Raw genomic sequence first — 22,963 nt, 5'->3', positions numbered from 1 at the left:
TCACCTGTTAGTCCAGTTCGTTATCGAGATCGTTGTTACCAGCTGCCTGAGCAGGCGCACCGGCTACGCGGTTGTATTTCGGGCTAAGTTGGATGTAGAGCACTGCCATAACAGTACCAATCACACCCAGAGCAACCAGGTTAAAGTTGGTGAATGCTGCGGTTACGAAGCCGAGGTAGAAGAACGGCATCAGGTAGCCAGCACGCATCATGTTGATAACCATCGCATAACCAACCACCACGATCATGCCACCGGCGATATTCAGACCATTGGTCACCACTTCAGGAATCGCATTCAGCATGTTCTGTACTTCGCTGGTACCAACAGACAGCGCTACGATGACGGCCGGAATAGCCACACGCATTGCTTGCAGGAACAGAGAAGAAACGTGGATCCAGGTAATCGCTGTCAGGTTACCGTTATCAGCAGCCTTATCCGCAGCGTGCTGGAAAGCAACGGTAATAGTACGAACGATGATGGTCAGTACCTGGCCCGCAGCGGCCAGAGGGATCGCCAGTGCGATACCCGCACCAATGCTCTGATGACCTGCGATAACCAGAATGGTCGAAATGATAGAAGCCAGAGCGGCGTCAGGTGCAACTGCAGCCCCGATGTTCATCCAGCCCAGCGCGATCATTTCCAGCGTACCACCGATAATAATACCGGTTTTCATATCCCCAAGAACGATACCCACCAGGGTACACGCGATTAGCGGACGGTGAAACTGAAATTCATCGAGGATTGATCCCATACCTGCGATACAGGCTACGATAAATACCAGCACAATTTGAAGAGTGGTAATCTCCATTGTACTTCTCCTGTTTACGTAAGACTTAAGTGTGAAAACTGAGTGATAATCAACACAATACGTTACTTATCGATTTTGCTGATCAGATCCATCATTTTCAGTTTCGGATCGGTGGAAACCTTACGGACTTCCAGCTCAATACCGCGCGCATTCAGTTTCTTGAACGCCTCGATATCTTTTTCATCAACCGAAACCGCGTTATTCACCTGGGTTTTACCCTGACGGAATGCCATACCACCGACGTTAACAGAAGTGACTTTCACGCCGCCTTCAACGATACGCTCTACATCTGTAGGGTTGGTAAATAACAGCATTACACGTTCGCCAGCATATTTCGGGTTGTTGTAGACGCGAATCATTTTGGCAACATCAACCACGTGTGCCGTTACGCCCGGAGGTGCAACCTGGGTGAGCAGTGTCTTACGAACGGTATCCGCAGCCACTTCATCACTAACAACAATAATACGGGAGACATTGGTTTCTTTGGTCCAGCGGGTGGCGACCTGACCGTGAATCAGACGATCGTCGATACGCGCAAGGCCAATAACCATGTAGTCGTTTGGTCCCATTGGTTTTGCCAGAGTTGGCGCCGCTTTTGGTGCTGCGGCAGCGGGTGCTGGCGCGGCTTTTTCAACCGGTTTGGCTTTCAGTGCTTTCACGCCTTCACGGCCTGTCTCTACTGCCAGCGCCACCAGTTCATCAAAGCCTGGATCATCATCACGGGCCATTAACGTTTCCACGAGCATTGGAATGTTAACGCCTGCAATGACTTCATAATGCTCTTTGTCGACGACAATGCGGCTGGCAGCATTGAACGGGCTGCCTCCCCATGTATCAACGAGAAACAGCACGCCTTTAGTGGTGTCGAGTTTTGCCAACTGAGCGTTGTACTTTTCAATCAGCGTTTCGGCATTTTCACCTGGAACGAAATCGATCCAGCCGACGTTTTCCTGCTCGCCTAACAGCATTTCTGCCGTTTTAAGCAACTGCTCTGCAGCCCAACCATGTGTGCCTATAACAATAGCAATGGTCACTTGCTACCTCCTTTATTATCGTTAACACCTCAACGTGCCAGATGTATTTTTGAATCGTCGTCCACAATCGAATCGATTCAGATAAGGGCTACAACCAAAAACCCCAGTGTTTCGCGATTTATTTTAGATATCGAAAAAAATATTTTATGTGATGAAGATCCGCAATTTAACTTTCGATTAGCAGAAATTTCGAAAGGTAAAATATCCTTGTCACATTCGTTTGCAAAGGAAGGTAAATCTTTGCCAAATCAGAGGCGTCTCTGATATGTTTAACTCCCGTTTAACAACTATGGAGTATAGGGCAGTAGCCCGCAGTATGGATCGTCACCGACGTCATTTCAGCATCAGGCCTTTTAACGCCTGCCTTTCTGGCACTCTATGCCGCACCTTTTGTTTGCATTTTGTTGTTACGCCTGCATTATTTCTGGCGCCGAATAGCTATTCCTTAAGCAGGAGCTTGTCATGGAATTCTTAATGGACCCCTCAATTTGGGCGGGGCTACTCACGCTTGTTGTTCTCGAAATTGTGCTGGGTATTGATAACCTGGTCTTCATCGCCATTCTTGCTGACAAACTGCCGCCAAAACAACGCGATAAAGCGCGGTTGCTGGGATTATCACTGGCGCTGATTATGCGTCTGGGGCTGCTGTCACTGATTTCATGGATGGTCACGCTGACCAAACCGCTCTTTACCGTCATGGACTTCTCCTTCTCCGGACGCGACCTGATTATGTTGTTCGGGGGGATATTCTTGCTGTTCAAAGCAACAACCGAGCTGCATGAACGGCTGGAAAACCGCGATCATGATTCCGGCCACGGTAAAGGCTACGCCAGTTTCTGGGTAGTCGTCACACAGATTGTCATCCTTGACGCCGTCTTCTCGTTGGATGCGGTAATTACGGCTGTAGGGATGGTTAACCATCTACCGGTGATGATGGCGGCGGTGGTCATTGCGATGGCGGTTATGTTGCTGGCATCGAAACCGCTGACACGATTCGTTAACCAGCATCCAACGGTAGTGGTGCTCTGTCTGAGTTTCTTGTTAATGATTGGTCTGAGTCTGGTGGCAGAAGGTTTCGGTTTCCACATTCCGAAAGGTTACCTGTATGCCGCGATTGGCTTCTCGATCATTATCGAAGTATTTAACCAAATTGCGCGTCGCAACTTTATTCGTCACCAGTCGACTTTGCCGCTGCGAGCGCGTACTGCCGATGCCATCCTGCGTTTGATGGGCGGGAAACGTCAGGCGAATGTTCAGCACGATGTCGATAACCCGATGCCGATCCCGGTGCCGGAAGGCGCGTTTGCCGAAGAAGAACGTTACATGATTAACGGCGTACTGACGCTGGCGTCGCGTTCTCTGCGCGGGATCATGACGCCGCGCGGTGAAATAAGCTGGGTTGACGCTAATCTCGGGGTCGATGAAATTCGCGAGCAGCTGCTCTCTTCACCGCACAGTCTGTTCCCGGTATGTCGCGGTGAGCTGGATGAAATCATTGGTATCGTGCGTGCTAAAGAACTGCTGGTGGCGCTGGAAGAGGGCGTTGATGTGGCGGCGATTGCTTCGGCGTCTCCGGCGATTATCGTTCCGGAAACCCTCGATCCGATTAACCTGCTTGGCGTGTTGCGTCGTGCTCGCGGGAGTTTTGTTATCGTGACCAACGAGTTTGGTGTGGTACAAGGTCTGGTCACGCCGCTGGATGTGCTGGAAGCCATTGCGGGTGAATTCCCGGACGCTGATGAAACGCCGGAAATCACTGTCGACGGTGACGGCTGGTTGGTAAAAGGCGGTACAGATTTGCATGCCTTGCAGCAGGCGCTTGATGTTGAGCACCTTGCCGATGACGATGATATCGCGACGGTCGCAGGCCTCGTGATCTCGGCAAATGGTCACATTCCGCGTGTGGGCGATGTGATTGATGTAGGGCCACTGCATATCACCATCATTGAAGCCAATGATTATCGTGTTGATCTGGTTCGCATTGTTAAAGAGCAACCGGCGCACGATGAAGATGAGTAAGCGTTAACGTAACGGCATAATGGGCGTGATATGTCCATTATGCCGGGCGGGCGGCGGTTGGCTGCCCGCCAGCCATTTGGGAAAATCGCGTAGCGGCATCGGCTGTGCGTACAAATACCCTTGCAAAATATGCACGCCATGACGGCGCAAATACTTCGCCTGTTCTTGCGTTTCCACGCCTTCTGCCACCAGTTCAATATTAAGTCTTTGCCCCAGCGCGATGATAATATCGGTCACCGTCGAGTTAACCGCGTCAGAACCTATAGCTGCGGTAAATGATTTATCAATTTTCAGCATGTCAGGACGTAACGTTTCAATCCAGGAAAACGAACTGTTGCCAGTGCCGAAGTCATCAATCGCCAGTTTGACGTTTTTACGATGCAATTCGCGGGCAATCCGATAATCAACATCCAGTAAGGCATCGCGTTCGGTGATTTCGAGGATCAGTTGCTGAATCGGGTTAGCGCTAAACCAGTACTGGTTGAGATCTTTTATCAGCACGCCACGGCGAAAATGGCTGGGTGCGACGTTAATGCCAATATGAAACTGATTATTCATAGGGAAAACATGGCGTTGACGAATGGTTTCTGCCATCACATAGCGGGTCAATGGCACAATTAAATGATGTTCTTCCGCGATAGGAATAAACACATCCGGTGAAATCCAGCCCTGACGCGGATTGTTCCAGCGCAGCAAAATCTCTACTCCAATACATTGCTGGCTGCGTGCATTAAGCAAAGGCTGACAGAACAATTCGAACTCATGTTGCACCAGGCCCAGATTGATTTCGCGAGAAAAGCTCATCCGGTAAGCGGTCGCCAGCCAGGCGATATAGCCCACAAGTAAACTTAGCAGCACCGCCAGTGGTAATTGTGTAGGAAGATAGTGCCATGCCAGCGCCGTAGCCCCCGGACCGTTAACGTTAATGGTAAAAGGAAAGCGTTGCGAAGAAACCTGATAGTTTTCATTGCCTTCAGGTTGCGGAAGGGAATCTACCAGCCCATTACCATAGAGCAAATGCCGATCGTCCACGGTCAGGCTGGCGCTACTGATTTGCGGCAGTTGTGGTTCAAGGAGCATTGCCGTGAGTAAGTCGATGTTAATCATCTCCATGACCCCGGCAGTACTACTGCCCGCTGAAGGCGTCCATTGAATCAAAACCGGACTGCCTTTAATCAGGACACGGTCGGTCGTCAGTCGTAAAAGTGGTTGTGGTGCAGGAAGTTCAGCCAGAAAGTCCACGATGGGCACATTGCGATAACCAAAAATGCTGGAGCAATAAAGTGTGCCGTCTTGCACCAGGCCAATGGATCGCACAGTTTGTAGTTTTGCCGCCTGTTTACGTAATGGCAAATGGGCGACAGAGCAGGGCAGACCAATCAGCGGAAGCAAGACTTCGCTACCTGCCTGTAGGGGAAGTAGTACTTTATCGAATTCCTCTACAGCGTGATTGGCGAATTGTACTACCCGTTGTTGATTTAAGTTACGCTGTGAAATAAATCGTACACTCAGGGTCGAAGCGAGTGTAACGAGTGCGCAAATCGTACAAACAATCAATCGATTACGGCGATAGGTTTTAATGATCCGTTGTGCTTTTTGCATGCGGGCCACCCTGTAAGCGTATGGCGACAAACGCCTGACGCAACAGTGGAAGTGTAGTGGGGAAAATTACAGCAGACGAGAAAGCCCGGCTAAATTCGCCCATCCGTTGCAGATGGGCGAGTAAGAAGTATTAGTCACACTGGACTTTAATTGCCAGACCACCGCGTGAGGTTTCGCGGTATTTGGCGTTCATGTCCTTACCGGTTTCGTACATTGTTTCGATGACTTTATCCAGTGAGACGCGCGGTGCACTGGTGCGACGTAAGGCCATGCGTGCGGCATTGATCGCTTTCACAGAGGCAATGGCATTACGCTCAATGCACGGCACCTGAACTTGCCCTGCAACCGGGTCGCAGGTCAGACCGAGGTTGTGTTCCATGCCAATTTCTGCCGCTACGCAAACCTGTTCCGGGCTACCGCCCAACAGCTCGGCAAGGCCCGCAGCTGCCATTGAACAGGCAACACCCACTTCCCCCTGGCAACCGACTTCCGCACCAGAAATAGAGGCGTTCATTTTATACAGTGCGCCAATCGCTCCCGCCGCCATAAAGTAACGGGTATAGATGTCCGGGCTGACCGATTCAATAAAGTGGTCATAGTAAGCCAGCACAGCCGGAACGATACCGCAGGCACCGTTGGTTGGTGCAGTGACCACTCGACCACCGGCGGCGTTCTCTTCGTTAACTGCCAATGCAAACATGTTTACCCAGTCAATGACATTCATCGGATCGCTAGACAGTTTATCGCTGGAAACCAGCATCCGGCGCAGGGCAGACGCGCGGCGCGGAACACGCAGCGGGCCAGGCAAGACGCCTTCGGTATTCATCCCGCGATCGATACATGCCTGCATGGTTTGCCAGACATGGGCGAAGTACTCATCGATCTCTTTCTTGCTGTGCAGCGCCAGTTCGTTCTGCATAGCGAGACCAGACAGTGAATAGCCGGTTTCATTACAGTACGCCAGCAGCTCGGTGGCCGATTTAAACGGATACGGCACGTTCACGTCGTTGGCTGCATCCTGACCAAAATGTTCTTCATCGACGATAAAACCGCCGCCGATGGAATAATAGGTTTTGCTGTAAACAACGTCATCGCCGTGATAGGCGTGGATTTGCATACCGTTTTCATGCAACGGTAGGTTGCCGTTATGAAAACGCATCCCGTTGTCACGCGGAAAATCCACTTCATGTCGACCTTGCGCCAGCAGCAGACGTTCGCGCTCTTCTGTGTCGCGAATAAAACCGGGAATACTGTCGATATCCACGGTGGCAGGTTCGTTACCTGCAAGACCCATAATAATGGCGATATCGGTGTGGTGGCCTTTACCCGTCAGCGACAATGAACCATAAACGTCCACGGCAACACGAGTAACGCTATCCAGTAAGCCTTTTTCGACCAGATCATCGACGAACTGTTTACCCGCCTTCATAGGCCCTACAGTATGGGAAGATGAGGGACCAATCCCCACCTTAAACATGTCGAATAGACTAATCACGATAATACTCCTGACAAGGTGACTGGACTTCCAGTAACGAACTAATAACAGCGCATAGTGTAAGAGGGAACGCGGAGACAGGCTTAACTATTCACATGAATTAAACTAATCAAAAACCGCGATTTAACTAATATTGCGATGATTGTCTAAAGTAGTGTTTTGTAGATGTAAAGATAAGTATAGTCAGGGTTTCACACCAATTTGCAGCGCCAGCTCACGAATTATGCCTGCGGTCATTCCCCATACAAAATACTGTTCATACCAGGACAGCCATACCCGATGTGAATCGCCACGGCGGTAGATATCTAAAGGGTGATAACGACCCAGATGTAATGCCTGGGCGAGTGGCATTTCAAACACAGCGGAGACTTCATCTTCACTGGCGCGATATGGCAGATCGGGCGGGATAATGCCGACCACAGGCGTTACCTGGTAGCCAGTTACGCTATCGACGGGCGGCAGCACGCCGATAACTTCCACGGCAGAAGGCGGTATAGCGACCTCTTCTTCAGCTTCGCGCAGCGCAGCGGCGACAACTGACGCGTCCGTGTCATCGACTGCGCCTCCAGGGAATGCTACTTGACCAGCATGTTTACGCAGATGAATCGAACGCTGAGTCAGCAACAACCCCGGTTGCGGTCGACGGACGATGGGGATTAACACGGCAGCCTGACGATGATTTAGGGTTTCCCGGTTAATTTGCGGGCGCAAAAGTTGAAAGCGCGATAAAAAATCATCAAGCGTCAGGCTACGGTATTCCACGTCTTACTTCTCCAGTTGGCGTAATATTTTATTAACTTTATCAAAAGTTTCCTGATATTCCGCTTCTTCCTGGCTATCGGCGACAATTCCACCGCCCGCAGAGCAGTAAATTTGTCCGTTAATGGTAGTCAGCGTGCGGATAGTAATGCTGGTGTCCATGTTGCCGCAAAAGCTCAAATAGCCAATGCTGCCGCACCAGGCATTGCGTCGCTGCGGTTCCAGTTCGTCGATAATTTCCATAGCCCGTACTTTCGGTGCCCCAGTTATTGAGCCACCAGGAAAAGCCGCGCGCAGCAGATCGCTGGCGTGTAGCTGTTCTGGTAGTCGCGCCGTTATGGTGCTGACCAGATGATGCACGGCAGGGAAGGGTTCCACTACGAACAGTTCCGGCACTTTCACCGAACCAGGCACAGCAACACGACCGATATCATTACGCATTAAATCGACAATCATCAGATTTTCGGCACGATCTTTCGCTGAGTTCGCCAGTTTTTCTGCTTGTTTGCTATCTTCCTGAGGATCGGGCAGGCGTGGTAGCGTGCCTTTAATCGGGCGGGTCTGGATTTTACTATTATCACAAAGGATAAAACGCTCTGGAGAAAGGCTTAAAATCGCGCCCTGTTCAAGGCGTAAAAAAGCGCTAAACGGCGCGTGGTTGGTCTGATTAAGCTGAACGAATATTTGCCATTCATCGCCAGAATAGGTCGCATGAAAACGCTGGGCGAGATTCACCTGATAGCAATCGCCGCTGTGCAGATATTCCTGTACCTGGCGAAATTTATTGCCGTATTGCTCGCGGGTCATATTGGATTGCCAGCCAGAGGTTAGGGCGAAATCACCAGGCGGTGCGATTTGCTGATTTTCCAGCCAGGCCAGGCGGGCATTGATATCATTATGACTCAGTAAAGAAACTGTCTGACGCTGGTGGTCGACAATCAGCGCCCAGTCGTAGATACCCACTGCCATATCAGGCAGACCTATATCTTGCTCTGCAATTTCTGGCAGTGACTCAAAACGGCGGCCCAGATCGTAGCCAAACAACCCCAGCGCGCCGCCCTGAAATGGCAAATCTTCGTTATGCGCTGGGCGAATGGCTGCGCAATCCAGCACCAGCTGGAGTACCTGTAGCGGGTCATCAGTGGTCGTTGTGCGTTTTTCACCTTCGCTCACAACGGTTTCTTTACCGAAAGTGGTTAAAGTGCAAATCGGCTCGGCGACCACAATATCAAAGCGACTATGCGGATGATCGGCATAACCAGAGTGTAAAAGCATCGCCCATGGCAGGTGGCTTAAGCGGGAGAAATAATATTCAGCGGCGTCCTGACGCCAGGGTAAAGTAATCACAGCGGGAGATAACGTCTTCATTAGTCCTGACTCTACTGGCTATGTGCCGGGTAGCATGAAATAATTAGCACCAACAATTTAGCAGGAGTTAACAATGTTTGCAGGTTTACCTTCACTCACCCATGAACAGCAGCAAAAAGCCGTCGAGCGGATTCAGGAACTGATGGCGCATGGGATGAGTAGCGGCCAGGCCATCGCGCTGGTGGCAGAAGAGCTGCGTGCCAACCATTCCGGCGAACGGATTGTGGCGCGTTTTGAGGATGAAGACGAGTAACACACTAATCCGTATTGATTTCGTTATTGCTGACCTACTGTATATTGATACGGATAGCCTCATCGGTTGCGATTTGTCCGGCTTGAGTTTGGAGCGTGCTATTTTCGATGGCATGTGTCTGAACGGCGCACGGTTTAATCACACGCGTTATGAAAAGCGAACCATTTGACCCGCAGCGGTTGAACCCAAAAAGCGCAGGGCTGTGTTCTTTGATTGAAGCCGACGGTTATTTGATTGTGAGAAAAAGGACGCTTTTTATATGTGATTAAAAGCGTCCTGACCTATTTATGCTGATGTAGATTTAACTCAGACCAGTGCTTTGAGTTCTTCCTGCATATATGTTGAAAAGTATTCAGGGTTTTTAATCACAGTGCGTTCACCAGACTCCATTTTTTTTGCCCATCCAACCATTTTTTCCGTGAACCCAGGATTCCAGCCTTCCAGGTCAGCTCGTGCCGTAATATCAGCGGCACTCGCGGGTACTCCCAGTTCTTTCAAATATTTAAAGATTCCCTTCGCCGTGCTTTCATTCATCGAACTTGGTGTTGGCGCTGATACATCCATGGCACCAATGAAATCCAGGGCTTTGTCTATTACAGCAGGCATATTCTTATCCTTAAAATTAACCACGTAATCAATAAGTATATATGACCTCAAATTGCCTCTAAGATCAAAGGGATTATAACTCTCTAACATGCGTTAGTCTGTTGACATCTGCATATTTTACTGATCGCAGTGAGGTGTGACACAATTTAAGCCTGTTTTATTGCGTTAAGAATAGGGGATAACAGAGTTTGTTACTGGAGTACTGACCGATTCCTGCAAAATCGGTCAGTATTATCAAGTAATTATCGTGTGTTTTATGTCCGGAGATACGTTACACTGCAGCCACAATCTTAATTTCAACTTTATACTTCGGGTTCATCAAACCCGCTTGTACCGTGCAGCGCACCGGCGCATGACCCGCGACAACCCAGGCGTCCCACGCTTTATTCATCGCCGCGAAGTCGTTTTTATCGGCCAGGAAAATGGTGGCATCCAGAATGCTCGATTTATTGCTGCCCTGTTTTTCCAGCACGGCGTCAATCTGCGCCAGCGTGTTGGCGGTTTGCTCAAAAGCATCGGCGTCGAGGTTTTCCGGTACACCAGTGTAGTAGAGCGTGTTGTTGTGGATTACCACATCAGACCAGCGGGCTTCAGCATCAATACGAACGATAGTCATCATTTTGTCCTCATTATACTTCCATTTTCGTGCTGCAAAGACTGCCACAATGTGAGGTCGCCGTCACCACTTCAACTGGCGAAAGCGCCCTCATCCTGACATAATCCCTGTTCAAATCAACAGGGGGTAGTGTGACGGACGATTTTGCACCAGACGGTCAGCTGGCGAAAGCGATACCCGGCTTTAAGCCGCGAGAACCACAGCGACAGATGGCGGTAGCCGTCACCCTGGCGATAGAAAAAAGCCAGCCGCTGGTGGTGGAAGCAGGAACCGGTACGGGCAAAACCTATGCTTACCTGGCCCCTGCGCTGCGGGCGAAAAAGAAAGTTATTATCTCGACAGGCTCAAAAGCGTTGCAGGATCAGCTCTACAGCCGCGATTTGCCAACTGTCTCAAAGGCGTTGAAATACACAGGCAACGTGGCGTTGCTGAAAGGGCGCTCAAACTACCTCTGCCTCGAACGTCTCGAACAGCAGGCGCTGGCGGGTGGCGATCTGCCGGTACAAATCTTAAGCGATGTGATCCTGCTGCGCTCCTGGTCTAATCAAACAATCGATGGTGATATCAGCACCTGCGTCAGCGTGGCAGAAGATTCACAGGCGTGGCCTCTGGTCACCAGCACCAACGACAACTGTCTTGGCAGCGACTGCCCGATGTATAAAGATTGCTTTGTGGTCAAAGCACGCAAAAAAGCGATGGACGCAGATGTGGTGGTGGTCAACCATCACCTCTTTCTGGCTGATATGGTGGTGAAAGAGAGCGGTTTTGGTGAACTGATCCCGGAAGCAGACGTCATGATCTTCGACGAAGCCCACCAGCTGCCGGACATTGCCAGCCAGTACTTTGGTCAGTCGCTCTCCAGTCGACAACTGCTTGATTTAGCGAAAGATATCACCATCGCCTACCGCACCGAATTAAAAGACACCCAGCAGTTACAAAAGTGCGCCGACCGCCTTGCCCAGAGCGCGCAGGATTTTCGTCTGCAACTCGGTGAGCCAGGTTATCGCGGCAACCTGCGCGAACTGTTAGCCAATCCGCAAATTCAGCGAGCGTTTTTATTGCTCGATGACACCCTTGAACTTTGTTATGACGTGGCGAAACTGTCGCTGGGGCGTTCTGCCTTACTGGATGCGGCATTTGAACGCGCCACGTTATATCGCACACGACTGAAACGGCTAAAAGAGATCAATCAGCCAGGCTACAGCTACTGGTACGAATGCACTTCGCGCCATTTTACCCTGGCGCTGACGCCGTTAAGCGTGGCAGATAAATTCAAAGAGTTAATGGCGCAAAAAACCGGTAGTTGGATCTTTACCTCGGCAACGCTGTCGGTGAATGACGATCTGCATCATTTCACCTCACGACTTGGCATCGAACAGGCAGAGTCGTTGCTGTTACCGAGCCCCTTTGATTACAGCCGTCAGGCGTTACTCTGTGTGCCGCGTAACCTGCCGCAAACCAATCAACCGGGTTGTGCACGGCAACTGGCGGCAATGCTGCGCCCGATCATCGAAGCTAACAACGGTCGTTGCTTTATGCTTTGTACCTCGCACGCCATGATGCGCGATCTGGCTGAGCAATTCCGTGCCACCATGACGCTTCCCGTGTTGTTGCAGGGCGAAACCAGCAAAGGACAACTGTTGCAGCAGTTTGTCAGCGCTGGTAACGCACTTCTTGTGGCAACCAGCAGTTTCTGGGAAGGCGTGGACGTGCGCGGCGATACGCTGTCTCTGGTTATTATCGACAAGTTGCCGTTTACCTCGCCGGATGACCCACTGTTAAAAGCGCGCATGGAAGATTGCCGTTTGCGCGGTGGTGACCCGTTCGATGAAGTGCAGCTGCCGGATGCGGTCATTACTCTCAAGCAGGGGGTAGGGCGACTGATTCGCGACGCCGACGATCGTGGTGTGTTAGTGATTTGTGACAATCGGCTGGTGATGCGCCCTTACGGCGCGACTTTCCTCGCCAGCCTGCCTCCCGCACCGCGCACCCGTGACATTGCCCGTGCGGTTCGTTTCCTTGCGATACCATCCTCCAGGTAATTTGTTACGGAGTATGGTATGATGCGCACCTTTTTATTGATCTAAGCACGAAGACCCATGCGAATTCTGGCTATCGATACCGCGACAGAGGCCTGCTCTGTCGCCTTGTGGAACGACGGTACTGTCAACGCTCATTTTGAGCTTTGCCCTCGTGAACATACTCAACGAATTTTACCGATGGTGCAGGATATCCTGACCACCAGCGGAACTTCCCTGACTGACATAAATGCTTTGGCTTACGGGCGCGGTCCCGGTAGCTTTACCGGCGTGCGCATTGGTATTGGCATCGCGCAAGGGCTGGCGCTTGGCGCGGAGTTACCGATGATTGGCGTCTCCACGCTGATGACGATGGCGCAAGGGGCGTGGCGCAAAAACGGCGCTACCCGCGTGCTGGCAGCCATTGATGCGCGAATGGGCGAAGTTTACTGGGCTGAATATCAGCGTGATGAAAACGGTGTCTGGCACGGTGAAAAAACCGAAGCCGTACTCAAACCAGAACTCGTTCATGAGCGGATGCAACAGCTTTCCGGCGAATGGGTGACCGTAGGGACGGGCTGGCAAGCCTGGCTGGATCTCGGTAAAGACAGCGGACTGGTTTTACGCGATGGCGATGTATTACTGCCTGCCGCCGAAGATATGCTGCCGATTGCCTGCCAGATGTTTGTCGAGGGTAAAACGGTGGCGGTGGAACATGCCGAACCGGTTTATTTACGTAACAACGTCGCGTGGAAGAAACTTCCGGGCAAAGAATGAATCTTAAGAGTATGCCCTGAGAAAAAAAGGAGTCGCATCATGGCGGTTCAAAAGAATGTTATCAAAGGCATACTGGCAGGTACGTTTGCGCTAATCCTGAGCGGTTGTGTCACTGTGCCGGACGCCATTAAAGGCAGCAGTCCCACGCCGCAACAAGATTTAGTTCGGGTGATGGGGGCGCCGCAACTGTACGTTGGTCAGGAAGCACGCTTTGGTGGCAAAGTGGTTGCGGTACAAAACCAGCAAGGGAAAACCCGCCTGGAAATTGCTACCGTACCGCTGGACAGCGGAGCCAGACCGACGCTGGGAGAACCTTCTCGTGGTCGCATTTATGCCGATGTGAATGGTTTTCTGGACCCGGTGGATTTCCGTGGACAACTGGTCACGGTAGTCGGGCCAATCACCGGTGCGGTTGACGGCAAAATCGGCAACACGCCCTATAAATTTATGGTGATGCAAGTAACGGGTTACAAACGTTGGCATTTAACCCAGCAGGTGATTATGCCGCCTCAGCCAATTGATCCATGGTTTTATGGCGGTCGTGGCTGGCCCTATGGCTACGGTGGATGGGGCTGGTATAATCCCGGTCCCGTGAGAGTACAAACAGTTGTAACTGAATAATTGATTGTTTTTAAAGAAAAAGAAACAGCGGCAGGCCCGCTGTTTCTGCATTCTTACGGTAAAGATAAAAATAAATAGTGACGCGCTTCGCAACCTTTCCGTTGGGTAATTATTGATCTGGTATGATGAGTTAATATTGTGTTAACAACATGTATATCATTTGGGGTTGCGATGACGACGAACACGCTTTTTAGAGGTGAAGAATTGAAGAAGGTTTGGCTTAACCGTTATCCCGCGGACGTTCCGACGGAGATCAACCCTGACCGTTATCAATCTCTGGTAGATATGTTTGAGCAGTCGGTCGTGCGCTACGCCGATCAGCCTGCGTTTGTGAATATGGGGGAGGTGATGACCTTCCGCAAACTGGAAGAACGCAGTCGCGCGTTTGCCGCTTATTTGCAACAAGGGTTGGGGCTGAAGAAAGGCGATCGCGTGGCGTTGATGATGCCTAACTTATTGCAATATCCGGTGGCGCTGTTTGGCATTTTGCGTGCCGGGATGATCGTCGTAAACGTTAACCCGTTGTATACCCCGCGTGAGCTTGAGCATCAGCTTAACGATAGCGGCGCATCGGCGATTGTTATCGTGTCTAACTTTGCCCACACTCTGGAAAAAGTGGTTGATAAAACCGCCGTTCAGCACGTTATTCTGACCCGTATGGGCGATCAGCTATCTACGGCAAAAGGTACGGTAGTCAATTTCGTTGTTAAATACATCAAGCGTCTGGTGCCGAAATACCATCTGCCAGACGCCATTTCATTTCGTAATGCCCTGCATAACGGCTACCGGATGCAGTACGTCAAACCCGAACTGGTGCCGGAAGATTTAGCTTTCCTGCAATACACCGGCGGCACCACCGGTGTGGCGAAAGGCGCGATGCTAACTCACCGCAATATGCTGGCGAACCTGGAACAAGTTAACGCTACGTATGGGCCGCTGTTGCATCCTGGCAAAGAACTGGTGGTGACGGCGCTGCCGCTGTATCACATTTTTGCACTGACCATTAACTGCCTGCTGTTTATCGAACTGGGTGGGCAGAACCTGCTTATCACTAACCCGCGCGATATTCCGGGGTTGGTAAAAGAGTTAGCGAAATATCCGTTTACCGCGATCACCGGCGTTAACACCTTGTTCAATGCGTTGCTGAACAATAAAGAGTTCCAGCAGCTGGATTTCTCCAGTCTGCACCTTTCCGCAGGCGGTGGGATGCCTGTTCAGCAAGTGGTGGCAGAACGTTGGGTGAAACTGACCGGACAATATCTGCTGGAAGGTTATGGCCTGACCGAGTGTGCGCCGCTGGTCAGCGTGAACCCGTATGATATTGATTATCATAGTGGTAGCATCGGTTTGCCTGTGCCGTCGACGGAAGCCAAACTGGTGGATGATGATGATAATGAAGTACCACCGGGTCAACCGGGTGAGCTTTGTGTCAAAGGACCGCAGGTGATGCTGGGTTACTGGCAGCGTCCGGATGCTACCGATGAAATCATCAAAAATGGCTGGTTACACACCGGCGACATCGCGGTGATGGATGAAGAAGGATTCCTGCGCATTGTCGATCGTAAAAAAGACATGATTCTGGTTTCCGGTTTTAACGTCTATCCCAACGAGATTGAAGATGTCGTCATGCAGCATCCTGGCGTACAGGAAGTCGCGGCTGTTGGCGTACCTTCCGGCTCCAGTGGTGAAGCGGTAAAAATCTTCGTAGTGAAAAAAGAATCGTCGCTTACCGAAGAGTCACTGGTGACCTTTTGCCGCCGTCAGCTCACGGGTTACAAAGTACCGAAGCTGGTGGAGTTTCGTGATGAGTTACCGAAATCTAACGTCGGAAAAATTTTGCGACGAGAATTACGTGACGAAGCGCGCGGCAAAGTGGACAATAAAGCCTGAGCGTTAAGTCAGTCGTCAGACGCCGGTTAATCCGGCGTTTTTTTTGACGCCCACTAAAGAGAATACAATTTGAATTACCAAATGATTACCACGGACGATGCGCTGGCTTCTTTGTGTGAGGCCGTCCGTGTCTTTCCGGCCATAGCCCTGGATACTGAATTTGTTCGTACGCGCACCTATTACCCGCAGTTGGGGTTGATTCAACTTTTTGATGGCGAGCATCTGGCGCTAATTGATCCTCTCGGGATCACCGACTGGTCACCGCTAAAAGCGATCTTGCGCGATCCGTCCATCACAAAATATCTCCATGCGGGCAGTGAAGATCTGGAAGTGTTCCTCAATGTCTTCGGTGAATTACCACACCCCCTGATTGACACGCAAATCCTCGCTGCCTTCTGCGGACGCCCGATGTCATGGGGTTTCGCTTCCATGGTGGAAGAGTATTCCAGTGTTACGCTCGATAAGAGTGAATCGCGCACCGACTGGCTGGCCAGACCGCTGACCGAACGTCAGTGCGAATACGCGGCGGCAGATGTCTGGTATCTGTTACCGATCACCGCAAAGCTGATGGTAGAAACGGAAGCCTCTGGCTGGCTACCTGCGGCGCTGGATGAATGCCGCCTGATGCAAATGCGTCGTCAGGAAGTCGTTGCGCCGGAAGATGCCTGGCGTGATATCACCAATGCCTGGCAGTTACGTACACGCCAACTGGCCTGTCTGCAACTGTTAGCCGACTGGCGACTGCGCAAGGCACGGGAGCGCGATCTGGCGGTGAACTTTGTTGTGCGTGAAGAGCATTTGTGGTCGGTAGCGCGTTATATGCCGGGAAGTCTGGGCGAGCTGGACAGCCTGGGCTTATCCGGTAGCGAAATCCGCTTTCACGGTAAAACACTGCTGGCGCTGGTGGAAAAAGCGCAGGCATTGCCGGAAGAGGCCTTACCGCAACCGATGCTTAACCTGATGGACATGCCGGGTTATCGTAAAGCGTTTAAAGCGATTAAGTCGCTGATTACTGACGTGAGCGAAACGCACAATATCAGCGCCGAATTGCTGGCATCGCGTCGGCAAATCAACCAACTGCTGAACTGGCACTGGAAACTGAAACCGCAGAACAATTTGCCCGAGCTGATTTCCGGCTGGCGCGGTGAGCTGATGGCGAAAGCATTACACAATTTATTGCTGGAATATCCACAGTACAATCTTCCGAAGCCGGACTGAGCGCACTCAGCGCCACATCCGGCTTTGCCAATCCCGTCACCAGGGATCGCAGCAATACGCATCGTTTTCATCATTGGGTCTTCACTTCCTGACCATCAAAATTGACAACATCACCATCCTATAATTGACTGAAAAGGAATTAATCCCCGCAACTGGTGAAACATAAAACACGAATCATGAATAATTTTTACGCCAGTATTTCGCCGAGCACTACCCGAATTTTTCACTGGAACATGCCTGATTAATGATTCAATTATCGGGTTGATGTCAGGTTAAAACCTGATTTTCTCCTTTCTAAGCCGCCACAGATTGGTTAGCATATTCACCTTTAATCGCGCATGATCGAAAGATAATTAAAGAGGTTAATGTGTTCGCTGAATTCGGGGTTCTGAATTACTGGACCTATCTGGTTGGGGCCATTTTTATTGTGTTGGTGCCAGGGCCAAATACCCTGTTTGTACTCAAAAATAGCGTCAGTAGCGGTATGAAAGGCGGTTACCTTGCGGCCTGTGGCGTATTTATTGGCGATGCGGTATTGATGTTTCTGGCATGGGCTGGAGTGGCGACATTAATTAAGACCACCCCGATATTATTCAACATTGTACGTTATCTTGGTGCGTTTTATTTGCTCTATCTGGGGAGTAAAATTCTCTACACGACCCTGAAGGGTAAAAATAGCGAGGCCAAGTCCGATGAGCCCCAATACGGTGCTATCTTCAAGCGCGCGTTAATTTTGAGCCTGACTAATCCGAAAGCCATCTTGTTCTATGTATCGTTTTTTGTACAGTTTATCGATGTTAATGCCCCACATACGGGAATTTCATTCTTTATTCTGGCGACGACGCTGGAACTGGTGAGTTTCTGCTATTTGAGCTTCCTGATTATTTCTGGTGCTTTTGTCACGCAGTACATACGTACCAAAAAGAAACTGGCTAAAGTGGGTAACTCACTGATTGGTTTGATGTTCGTAGGTTTCGCCGCCCGACTGGCGACGCTGCAGTCCTGATGCTTTTAGCCCGCGTTGTCGCGGGCTTCCCGCCTGTAATTCTCCCTGATTCATTGCTGATACGGTGCTAAAAAGTAACCAATAATTGCCGTGCTATTTATCTACAGGAAGATTAAAAGTTACGTAAATTGCACAAAGGCTGCACACAGACAGCCTTTGCTATTTTTTAGATATGACGTTACCACCATCCCAGCTCAGTGCCGAGTACGACAATAATCGCCACACCCATCATAATAATCGTTGTTTTTTTCATCTTTATGCTCCCGGGGCAGCATAGCCGCCAATAAAAAACCATGCTAAAAATACGACCGCTGTAATAAAGATTACAACCGGAAAAATAATACCGATTCGCATGTTATCACCAATCAAAAGGATGTGAATACGTCTCACGAATGTCGTGCTGAATGCGCGACAAAAGGTGTTTTCTGTTTGTGTTTTTTCTCCTGATACATCGCGATATCGGCAGCATGCAGAGCACTGTCTGCATCGGTCGTTTCAGGATCGACCTCTACTATGCCAAGACTGGCACCAGGATAATACAAATTAACATCACCTAAGTGATATTCTCCGCGTATTTGCTGTTGAATACGTTCTCGCAGCGACGGAATATCCGCATTCTCGTTGTTCAGTGAAACAACCAAAAACTCATCACCGCCGAGGCGACCAATAACTTCGCCATTTTGCTGGAGTGTATTAAGACGCTCGCCAACCTGAATGAGGAACAGATCGCCGCTATTATGACCAAAACGATCATTGATTAATTTGAAGTTATCCAGATCGATAAAAGCGATCATTATCTTATGGTTAAGATGTCGGGCGAGGGAAAACAGCGTCGTCAGATTTTCAAAAATCGCCCGCCGATTCGGTAGCCCGGTTAACGAGTCGGTATACGATTGCGCAATCAGCGCGGCGTTGGCTTCGCGCAGCTGTTCAACCAGCGCCTCTTTTTGAATATATTGTGCAATCAGTCCGGCGAATAGCTGTAATACCTGTTCCGCGCGTTCACTCCACTGGCGCTTCTCACTGCTGGCGGCGCAAAGTGTGCCATAGAATGATCCATCCGGTAAGTGAATTGGCGTGCTCAGAAATGTGGTGATGCCAAGATTGCGTGCCGCAATACAGTCGCCCCAACGGTCGGGGACTTCATCACTGAAAAAGCAGTTTTCATCAATGGCGCGCTTGCATAACGAGCAATCCCACGAGACAGTAAAGTTCTCCGGGATGTGCATTTTTTGGCTGTTACGGGCAAACATAATATGCTGCAGGCGCGCTTCGACATCCACTTTGGTCAGGTAGGTTGATTCCATATCAGTGACCATTTCCAGCATCTCCAGAAGCTGTCGGACCAGACTTTCCAGTGACTGTTCTTTGGCAAGGGATTGCGAGACGCGGGCGATGATCTGATCTGACACGAAATAACTCCAGGATAGGGCGGGTAAATGCTGATTATTTAATCTTTGCAGGCATGATAAAACATCATCAACAAAGATGAAACAAGACGTATTATGTTTTGAGTGAATGTAATAAAAATAGAGCTGCAAAACAGAACGATACCGCGATATTCTAAGCGTAGATAAATGTGTGAGATCAATAAATGAAAATTATCCGTTTTGCTCTGCCTTGCTTGCTGGTTCTGGCTGGCTGTTCAACCACTTCTCAGCCCGAAGCACCTAAACCGCCGCAGATTGGGATGGCGAATCCGGCGTCGGTCTATTGCCAGCAGAAGGGGGGAACGCTCATTCCAGTGCAGACAGCGCAAGGGGTCAGCAACAATTGCAAATTACCGGGCGGTGAAATGATTGATGAATGGGCATTGTGGCGGCGAGACCATCCGGCTGGTGAAAAATAACCGCCGGATGCTGTACTAAAATCACAAGCTACGTAGCCAGTCGGCCAGCACCAGCGCATGGTTCTGCGTGGTGTTTTTTGCCGAGTAGAGCAGGGTCAGAGGCTGTTTGTGGGCGATGTCCAGCAGCCGCTTCCCTTCTTGCTCGTGTTGCGCCAGTTCAGCTATATATTGCTCGCGAAAGGTTTCAAAATCGATCACTTCGCCGTGAAAGGCTTTGCGCAGTTCCGTTGACGGTGTGATTTCTTTATCCCACTCATCAAGGGCTAAATCGATTTTCTTGATACCACGCGGCCAGAGACGGTCGACCAGTACACGATAACCATCGCTCTGTTCAGCCGGATCATAAACGCGTTTGCACTGAATATTCATCGTGTTTGTTCTCTCTTTCACGCATGATTTGTCACGTCATTGCACAGGTTGAGTTTCAATGGCTATGAACTCGATCGACACCATGAAGCTGCGGTCGCATTTTATATTCATGCCGGAACGGATGAGTTAACCAGTCCTGTACATCAGCAACGCAAAAGCCAGGCCGATATATTGCGGGATTAACTACTGTTTCCCCACAATCAGCGAAACCAGACCCGCGGCAATAAGCGGGCCGACCGGTACGCCGCGAAACAGCGCCACGCCTAAAACAGTGCCCACCAGCAGCCCAGCGACCAGTTGCGGCTGGCTGCCCATTAATGTCACGCCGCGCCCACCCAGCCAGGAGACAATAACGCCTACTGCAATAGCCACCAGCGATTTCCAGTTCAGAAACGAGTGAATCAGTGTTGAGGGCGGTAGCGTCCCGCTGGCGATGGGGGCCATAACGCCAATAGTCAGAATGATTATCCCGATACTTAACCCCTGTTTTTCAATCCACGGGAAAAAGGTGCTTAATGGTGTGACGCGGACAATGATCAACACCAGAATTGAAACGGCGACAGTGGTGTTATGACTGATAAAGCCCAGTGCAGCTAACCCGAGCAGGATCAGCAAAGTGACATCAAACATCGTGGTTTCCTTGCCAAAAAATAATAAGCCTGCTTACTTTACGCTTGCTGCAGGAATGAAGTAGACAATCTTTACGTTTTTTGCATAAAAAATCAGGCGAACTGTCATTAAACTGCCATTTGTGCACACTAACAATAACGTGAAAACAGCTATCTTCCGGGGTCATACTATGAACGATCAAATGTTCGTCGAGACACTGATTATCACGTCATCGTTTTTTGCCATTGCGGTTGTGCTGATTTTGTCCGTTCTGCTTATTGAACGGACAGGTTAGTTACATCGTGCGGCGGAAATTCACGAGTTCTGGTTGCGCAATGCGCAAATAATCCGCGGTGTTCAAAATAATGGATTTATCCAGCATGCCTGCATTGAAGGCGATTTCATCGAATCGCTCGAAGAGTAATGGGTCGGCGACCAGTTTGAGTTTGGGATGGAAGCTGAAAGGGGGGATCGCGCCGAAGACACAGCCTGTCAGTTCATCGACTTCCACCGGGCTGGCCAACGAAGCGCGTAATCCACCTATATGGCTGGCGAGTTGGCTCAGATCGGCCTGTTGATCGGCAGCGAGGATCGCCAGAACATGTTGATTTATGCCATTGCCTTTGACTTTGCATACCAGTGCCTTAGCACCCTGGCCTAAAGCGGTGCCACGAATTTCTGACACCGCTTCACATTTACCTACTGCTTCATGGGTAACGACGCGGAAGTTAGCACCTTCTTGTGATAATAAAGCGATTAACCGCTGATGCGTCACGCTTCCTTTAGCCATTTCAGACATTTCACGCTCCTGAGATTACAGTCAAACAATCACAGAAGATTATCATGAACGGCTGTTTTTGTTCTGTTTATTGACATATAAACGCTCATCGGACGCTTTATACGCATCATGTAAGGTATCGTTTTCTTTCATTGCGTAAATACCGGAAGAGAAGCCGATCTCTTTCTGCGGCGCGATATGTCGCAGACGTTTTTCGATACGTTCAGGCAGTTGTGCTGCAATTTGCGGCGTCGAATCGACAAGAATGGTGCAGAATTCATCGCCACCGAGTCGGATGGCATAATCACTTTTACGAATCGACTGTTTAATCGCCTGAGCTAATAACGTAATCGCTAAATCTCCCTCCTGATGACCGAGGGTGTCATTTATTTGCTTTAACTTATCCATGTCAATTGCAATAAACATCACCGAAGAACCGGATTGCACCAGTTTCTGCAACCTCTGCTCCAGTTCAGGGGTTAATATTTTGCGATTATAGAGTCCAGTCATCGCATCACTAATATTTTCTCGCGACACATTTTGGTATAAACGGAAGTGCATCCGGACCATATTCAGCAAAATTAACGCCGTCAAAATCCAGAACAGAACGCTTTTCCACGAGGACGTGATAAAGTAAAGAATATCAATGGATAACGAGACACGAATGCCGCCTGGTAAGTCATGGACGTAATTGACATACTGGAACAGATCATCTTCGCTCTGGTGAATGATAATGTCGCGCCCAGAATCTGTATCGGTTAGCGTGAGATTAAGAAAACGCCAGAGGAGAGGGCGGTCATGAGTGTAAAAGATATTTCGCAGATTGTTTTTGTTAATATCCAGCAGCACAATCCCTTTTAATTGCCTTGCAACATACACTGGCGTCAGCAAACTCATCACGTTCTGTTTTGTACGCTGGTCCTGGTAAATGCTTGATAATACGGTACGCCCGGTAAATACTTTTTCAATATCTTTGCGAACGATGCCAATTCTTCCTGGCTGCAGAAAGGACCAGTTATTCATCGCAAAGTATTCAACATTAACCGGCTCATAAAAATAGATATAGTGGTCATTGAGATCGAGATAATAGTGAAATTTCTCTTCGGCCATCCCAAGACCTGAACCGTAATCATCCTGATGACGGTTGCTTTCCACTGCCTGATCAAAAGCGGGTAATAGTGCTGCTGCTTCCACAATTGTGTCGCAGTTGTCAACGCCAAGATTATTGGCCGTTTTTCGCCATTTTTAATGTCCGCTATTGGTCATTA

At 49.9% G+C, this 22,963-nt stretch carries 26 protein-coding genes and 2 pseudogenes; 13 read left to right on the top strand and 15 right to left on the bottom strand.

Annotated elements, in window-relative coordinates; translation table 11 throughout:
- Positions 1-7 precede the first annotated feature (7 nt).
- Together manY and manX are read right to left on the bottom strand one after the other, a co-directional pair.
- Positions 8-808, bottom strand: coding sequence for a PTS mannose transporter subunit IIC (gene manY / locus A7090_RS07165; RefSeq protein WP_071678707.1), 801 nt, complete (start codon positions 806-808; stop codon positions 8-10).
- 62 nt (positions 809-870) lie between these two features.
- Positions 871-1,842, bottom strand: a complete 972-nt coding sequence (gene manX, locus A7090_RS07160) for a PTS mannose transporter subunit IIAB (protein WP_105273494.1) — start codon at positions 1,840-1,842, stop codon at positions 871-873.
- 316 nt (positions 1,843-2,158) lie between these two features.
- Here manX and A7090_RS27005 point away from each other — a divergent pair, with 316 nt between their 5' ends.
- Positions 2,159-2,317: a protein YoaL gene (locus A7090_RS27005; protein WP_274541157.1), complete on the top strand. Its 159-nt coding sequence runs from the start codon at positions 2,159-2,161 to the stop codon at positions 2,315-2,317.
- Entirely contained in the window at positions 2,305-3,861 is a 1,557-nt protein-coding gene (gene yoaE / locus A7090_RS07145) for a CNNM family cation transport protein YoaE (protein WP_105273492.1), read from the top strand. Before A7090_RS27005 ends, yoaE begins: the two co-directional genes overlap by 13 nt.
- A gap of 3 nt (positions 3,862-3,864) precedes the next feature.
- Here the strand turns inward: yoaE and A7090_RS07140 are convergent, their stop codons facing one another.
- The 4 genes from A7090_RS07140 to pabB all read right to left on the bottom strand — a co-directional run bounded on the left by A7090_RS07140 (position 3,865) and on the right by pabB (position 9,085).
- Positions 3,865-5,463: an EAL domain-containing protein gene (locus tag A7090_RS07140; protein WP_105273491.1), complete on the bottom strand. Its 1,599-nt coding sequence runs from the start codon at positions 5,461-5,463 to the stop codon at positions 3,865-3,867.
- Positions 5,464-5,593: 130 nt separating this feature from the next.
- Positions 5,594-6,958, bottom strand: a complete 1,365-nt coding sequence (sdaA, locus tag A7090_RS07135; RefSeq protein ID WP_105273490.1) for an L-serine ammonia-lyase — start codon at positions 6,956-6,958, stop codon at positions 5,594-5,596.
- Between the two features lie 183 nt (positions 6,959-7,141).
- Positions 7,142-7,720, bottom strand: a complete 579-nt coding sequence (locus A7090_RS07130; RefSeq protein ID WP_105273489.1) for a CoA pyrophosphatase — start codon at positions 7,718-7,720, stop codon at positions 7,142-7,144.
- A 3-nt stretch (positions 7,721-7,723) separates the two neighbouring features.
- A complete protein-coding gene (gene pabB / locus A7090_RS07125; protein WP_105273488.1) occupies positions 7,724-9,085 on the bottom strand; it encodes an aminodeoxychorismate synthase component 1 in 1,362 nt (453 codons plus the stop codon).
- A 73-nt stretch (positions 9,086-9,158) separates the two neighbouring features.
- Between pabB and A7090_RS07120 the strand changes: the two genes are divergently transcribed.
- A complete protein-coding gene (locus A7090_RS07120) occupies positions 9,159-9,338 on the top strand; it encodes a YoaH family protein (protein ID WP_105273487.1) in 180 nt (59 codons plus the stop codon).
- Complete coding sequence (locus A7090_RS27120) at positions 9,325-9,507, top strand: pentapeptide repeat-containing protein (protein ID WP_105273486.1); 183 nt, start codon at positions 9,325-9,327, stop codon at positions 9,505-9,507. The genes A7090_RS07120 and A7090_RS27120 overlap by 14 nt, the downstream gene beginning before the upstream one ends.
- Before the next feature lie 137 nt (positions 9,508-9,644).
- Here the strand turns inward: A7090_RS27120 and A7090_RS07110 are convergent, their stop codons facing one another.
- The gene (locus A7090_RS07110) at positions 9,645-9,944 is read right to left on the bottom strand and encodes a DUF1889 family protein (RefSeq protein WP_206748390.1); all 300 of its coding nucleotides are present in this window, start codon (positions 9,942-9,944) and stop codon (positions 9,645-9,647) included.
- Between the two features lie 271 nt (positions 9,945-10,215).
- Positions 10,216-10,560, bottom strand: coding sequence for a RidA family protein (locus A7090_RS07105; protein WP_001295493.1), 345 nt, complete (start codon positions 10,558-10,560; stop codon positions 10,216-10,218).
- Positions 10,561-10,691: 131 nt separating this feature from the next.
- On the opposite strand from A7090_RS07105, the gene A7090_RS07100 reads away from it, so the two are divergent.
- From A7090_RS07100 to leuE, 6 genes are all read left to right on the top strand, one after another.
- On the top strand, positions 10,692-12,602 hold the full coding sequence (locus tag A7090_RS07100; protein WP_105273484.1) for an ATP-dependent DNA helicase: 1,911 nt from the start codon (positions 10,692-10,694) through the stop codon (positions 12,600-12,602).
- 57 nt (positions 12,603-12,659) lie between these two features.
- Complete coding sequence (tsaB, locus tag A7090_RS07095) at positions 12,660-13,355, top strand: tRNA (adenosine(37)-N6)-threonylcarbamoyltransferase complex dimerization subunit type 1 TsaB (RefSeq protein ID WP_105273483.1); 696 nt, start codon at positions 12,660-12,662, stop codon at positions 13,353-13,355.
- A 39-nt stretch (positions 13,356-13,394) separates the two neighbouring features.
- The gene (yeaY, locus tag A7090_RS07090) at positions 13,395-13,976 is read left to right on the top strand and encodes a Slp family lipoprotein YeaY (protein WP_105273482.1); all 582 of its coding nucleotides are present in this window, start codon (positions 13,395-13,397) and stop codon (positions 13,974-13,976) included.
- A 204-nt stretch (positions 13,977-14,180) separates the two neighbouring features.
- Positions 14,181-15,866, top strand: coding sequence for a long-chain-fatty-acid--CoA ligase FadD (gene fadD, locus A7090_RS07085; RefSeq protein ID WP_105273481.1), 1,686 nt, complete (start codon positions 14,181-14,183; stop codon positions 15,864-15,866).
- Between the two features lie 81 nt (positions 15,867-15,947).
- A complete protein-coding gene (gene rnd, locus A7090_RS07080) occupies positions 15,948-17,084 on the top strand; it encodes a ribonuclease D (protein ID WP_123056938.1) in 1,137 nt (378 codons plus the stop codon).
- A gap of 367 nt (positions 17,085-17,451) precedes the next feature.
- Positions 17,452-18,090 (top strand): leucine efflux protein LeuE, encoded by a 639-nt coding sequence (gene leuE / locus A7090_RS07075; RefSeq protein WP_105273479.1) that lies wholly within the window; start codon positions 17,452-17,454, stop codon positions 18,088-18,090.
- A gap of 178 nt (positions 18,091-18,268) precedes the next feature.
- Here leuE and yoaJ read toward each other — a convergent pair whose 3' ends face one another.
- From yoaJ to dgcP, 3 genes are read right to left on the bottom strand one after another with little or no spacing between them, the layout of a single operon-like run.
- Entirely contained in the window at positions 18,269-18,343 is a 75-nt protein-coding gene (yoaJ, locus tag A7090_RS07070; protein WP_001386836.1) for a protein YoaJ, read from the bottom strand.
- Between the two features lie 2 nt (positions 18,344-18,345).
- Positions 18,346-18,444 carry a YoaK family small membrane protein gene (locus tag A7090_RS07065; RefSeq protein WP_001219350.1) on the bottom strand — a complete coding sequence of 33 codons (99 nt, stop codon included), beginning with the start codon at positions 18,442-18,444 and terminating at the stop codon, positions 18,346-18,348.
- A gap of 32 nt (positions 18,445-18,476) precedes the next feature.
- The gene (dgcP, locus tag A7090_RS07060; protein ID WP_105273478.1) at positions 18,477-19,502 is read right to left on the bottom strand and encodes a diguanylate cyclase DgcP; all 1,026 of its coding nucleotides are present in this window, start codon (positions 19,500-19,502) and stop codon (positions 18,477-18,479) included.
- 182 nt (positions 19,503-19,684) lie between these two features.
- Here dgcP and yoaF point away from each other — a divergent pair, with 182 nt between their 5' ends.
- Positions 19,685-19,939 (top strand): DUF333 domain-containing lipoprotein YoaF, encoded by a 255-nt coding sequence (gene yoaF, locus A7090_RS07055; protein WP_105273477.1) that lies wholly within the window; start codon positions 19,685-19,687, stop codon positions 19,937-19,939.
- 21 nt (positions 19,940-19,960) lie between these two features.
- On the opposite strand, the gene A7090_RS07050 is transcribed toward yoaF, so the two are convergent.
- On the bottom strand, positions 19,961-20,308 hold the full coding sequence (locus A7090_RS07050) for a DUF488 domain-containing protein (RefSeq protein WP_105273476.1): 348 nt from the start codon (positions 20,306-20,308) through the stop codon (positions 19,961-19,963).
- A 39-nt stretch (positions 20,309-20,347) separates the two neighbouring features.
- Here A7090_RS07050 and A7090_RS25740 point away from each other — a divergent pair.
- Positions 20,348-20,470, top strand: a pseudogene (locus tag A7090_RS25740) (AraC family transcriptional regulator); the annotation flags it as partial.
- Positions 20,471-20,491: 21 nt separating this feature from the next.
- On the opposite strand, the gene A7090_RS07045 reads toward A7090_RS25740, so the two are convergent.
- Entirely contained in the window at positions 20,492-20,938 is a 447-nt protein-coding gene (locus tag A7090_RS07045; RefSeq protein WP_000460707.1) for a DUF441 domain-containing protein, read from the bottom strand.
- A 169-nt stretch (positions 20,939-21,107) separates the two neighbouring features.
- On the opposite strand from A7090_RS07045, the gene yoaI reads away from it, so the two are divergent.
- A complete protein-coding gene (gene yoaI / locus A7090_RS07040; protein WP_123056937.1) occupies positions 21,108-21,212 on the top strand; it encodes a small membrane protein YoaI in 105 nt (34 codons plus the stop codon).
- Here yoaI and yeaK read toward each other — a convergent pair whose 3' ends face one another.
- Both yeaK and dgcJ read right to left on the bottom strand, forming a co-directional pair.
- Entirely contained in the window at positions 21,213-21,716 is a 504-nt protein-coding gene (gene yeaK / locus A7090_RS07035; protein ID WP_105273474.1) for a mischarged aminoacyl-tRNA deacylase, read from the bottom strand.
- A gap of 42 nt (positions 21,717-21,758) precedes the next feature.
- Positions 21,759-22,904 (bottom strand): annotated as a pseudogene (gene dgcJ / locus A7090_RS07030) (diguanylate cyclase DgcJ); the annotation flags it as partial.
- Positions 22,905-22,963 lie beyond the last annotated feature (59 nt).

The sequence above is a fragment of the Escherichia sp. MOD1-EC7003 genome (assembly GCF_002965065.1).
GTDB lineage: Bacteria > Pseudomonadota > Gammaproteobacteria > Enterobacterales > Enterobacteriaceae > Escherichia.
The sequence above is the reverse complement of the archived record's forward strand: the minus strand, read 5'-3'. Positions and strand labels throughout refer to the sequence as shown.

Excerpts from the sequence above, each read along its gene's own strand:
- manY (WP_071678707.1), bottom strand. The coding sequence starts at position 808 with ATGGAGATTACCACTCTTCAAATTGTGCTGGTATTTATCGTAGCCTGT.
- A7090_RS27005 (WP_274541157.1), top strand. The coding sequence starts at position 2,159 with ATGGATCGTCACCGACGTCATTTCAGCATCAGGCCTTTTAACGCCTGC.
- yoaE (WP_105273492.1), top strand. The coding sequence starts at position 2,305 with ATGGAATTCTTAATGGACCCCTCAATTTGGGCGGGGCTACTCACGCTT.
- A7090_RS07140 (WP_105273491.1), bottom strand. The coding sequence starts at position 5,463 with ATGCAAAAAGCACAACGGATCATTAAAACCTATCGCCGTAATCGATTG.
- pabB (WP_105273488.1), bottom strand. The coding sequence starts at position 9,085 with ATGAAGACGTTATCTCCCGCTGTGATTACTTTACCCTGGCGTCAGGAC.
- A7090_RS07120 (WP_105273487.1), top strand. The coding sequence starts at position 9,159 with ATGTTTGCAGGTTTACCTTCACTCACCCATGAACAGCAGCAAAAAGCC.
- A7090_RS27120 (WP_105273486.1), top strand. The coding sequence starts at position 9,325 with ATGAAGACGAGTAACACACTAATCCGTATTGATTTCGTTATTGCTGAC.
- A7090_RS07110 (WP_206748390.1), bottom strand. The coding sequence starts at position 9,944 with ATGCCTGCTGTAATAGACAAAGCCCTGGATTTCATTGGTGCCATGGAT.
- A7090_RS07105 (WP_001295493.1), bottom strand. The coding sequence starts at position 10,560 with ATGACTATCGTTCGTATTGATGCTGAAGCCCGCTGGTCTGATGTGGTA.
- tsaB (WP_105273483.1), top strand. The coding sequence starts at position 12,660 with ATGCGAATTCTGGCTATCGATACCGCGACAGAGGCCTGCTCTGTCGCC.
- yeaY (WP_105273482.1), top strand. The coding sequence starts at position 13,395 with ATGGCGGTTCAAAAGAATGTTATCAAAGGCATACTGGCAGGTACGTTT.
- rnd (WP_123056938.1), top strand. The coding sequence starts at position 15,948 with ATGATTACCACGGACGATGCGCTGGCTTCTTTGTGTGAGGCCGTCCGT.
- A7090_RS07065 (WP_001219350.1), bottom strand. The coding sequence starts at position 18,444 with ATGCGAATCGGTATTATTTTTCCGGTTGTAATCTTTATTACAGCGGTC.
- yoaF (WP_105273477.1), top strand. The coding sequence starts at position 19,685 with ATGAAAATTATCCGTTTTGCTCTGCCTTGCTTGCTGGTTCTGGCTGGC.
- A7090_RS07050 (WP_105273476.1), bottom strand. The coding sequence starts at position 20,308 with ATGAATATTCAGTGCAAACGCGTTTATGATCCGGCTGAACAGAGCGAT.
- A7090_RS07045 (WP_000460707.1), bottom strand. The coding sequence starts at position 20,938 with ATGTTTGATGTCACTTTGCTGATCCTGCTCGGGTTAGCTGCACTGGGC.
- yoaI (WP_123056937.1), top strand. The coding sequence starts at position 21,108 with ATGAACGATCAAATGTTCGTCGAGACACTGATTATCACGTCATCGTTT.
- yeaK (WP_105273474.1), bottom strand. The coding sequence starts at position 21,716 with ATGTCTGAAATGGCTAAAGGAAGCGTGACGCATCAGCGGTTAATCGCT.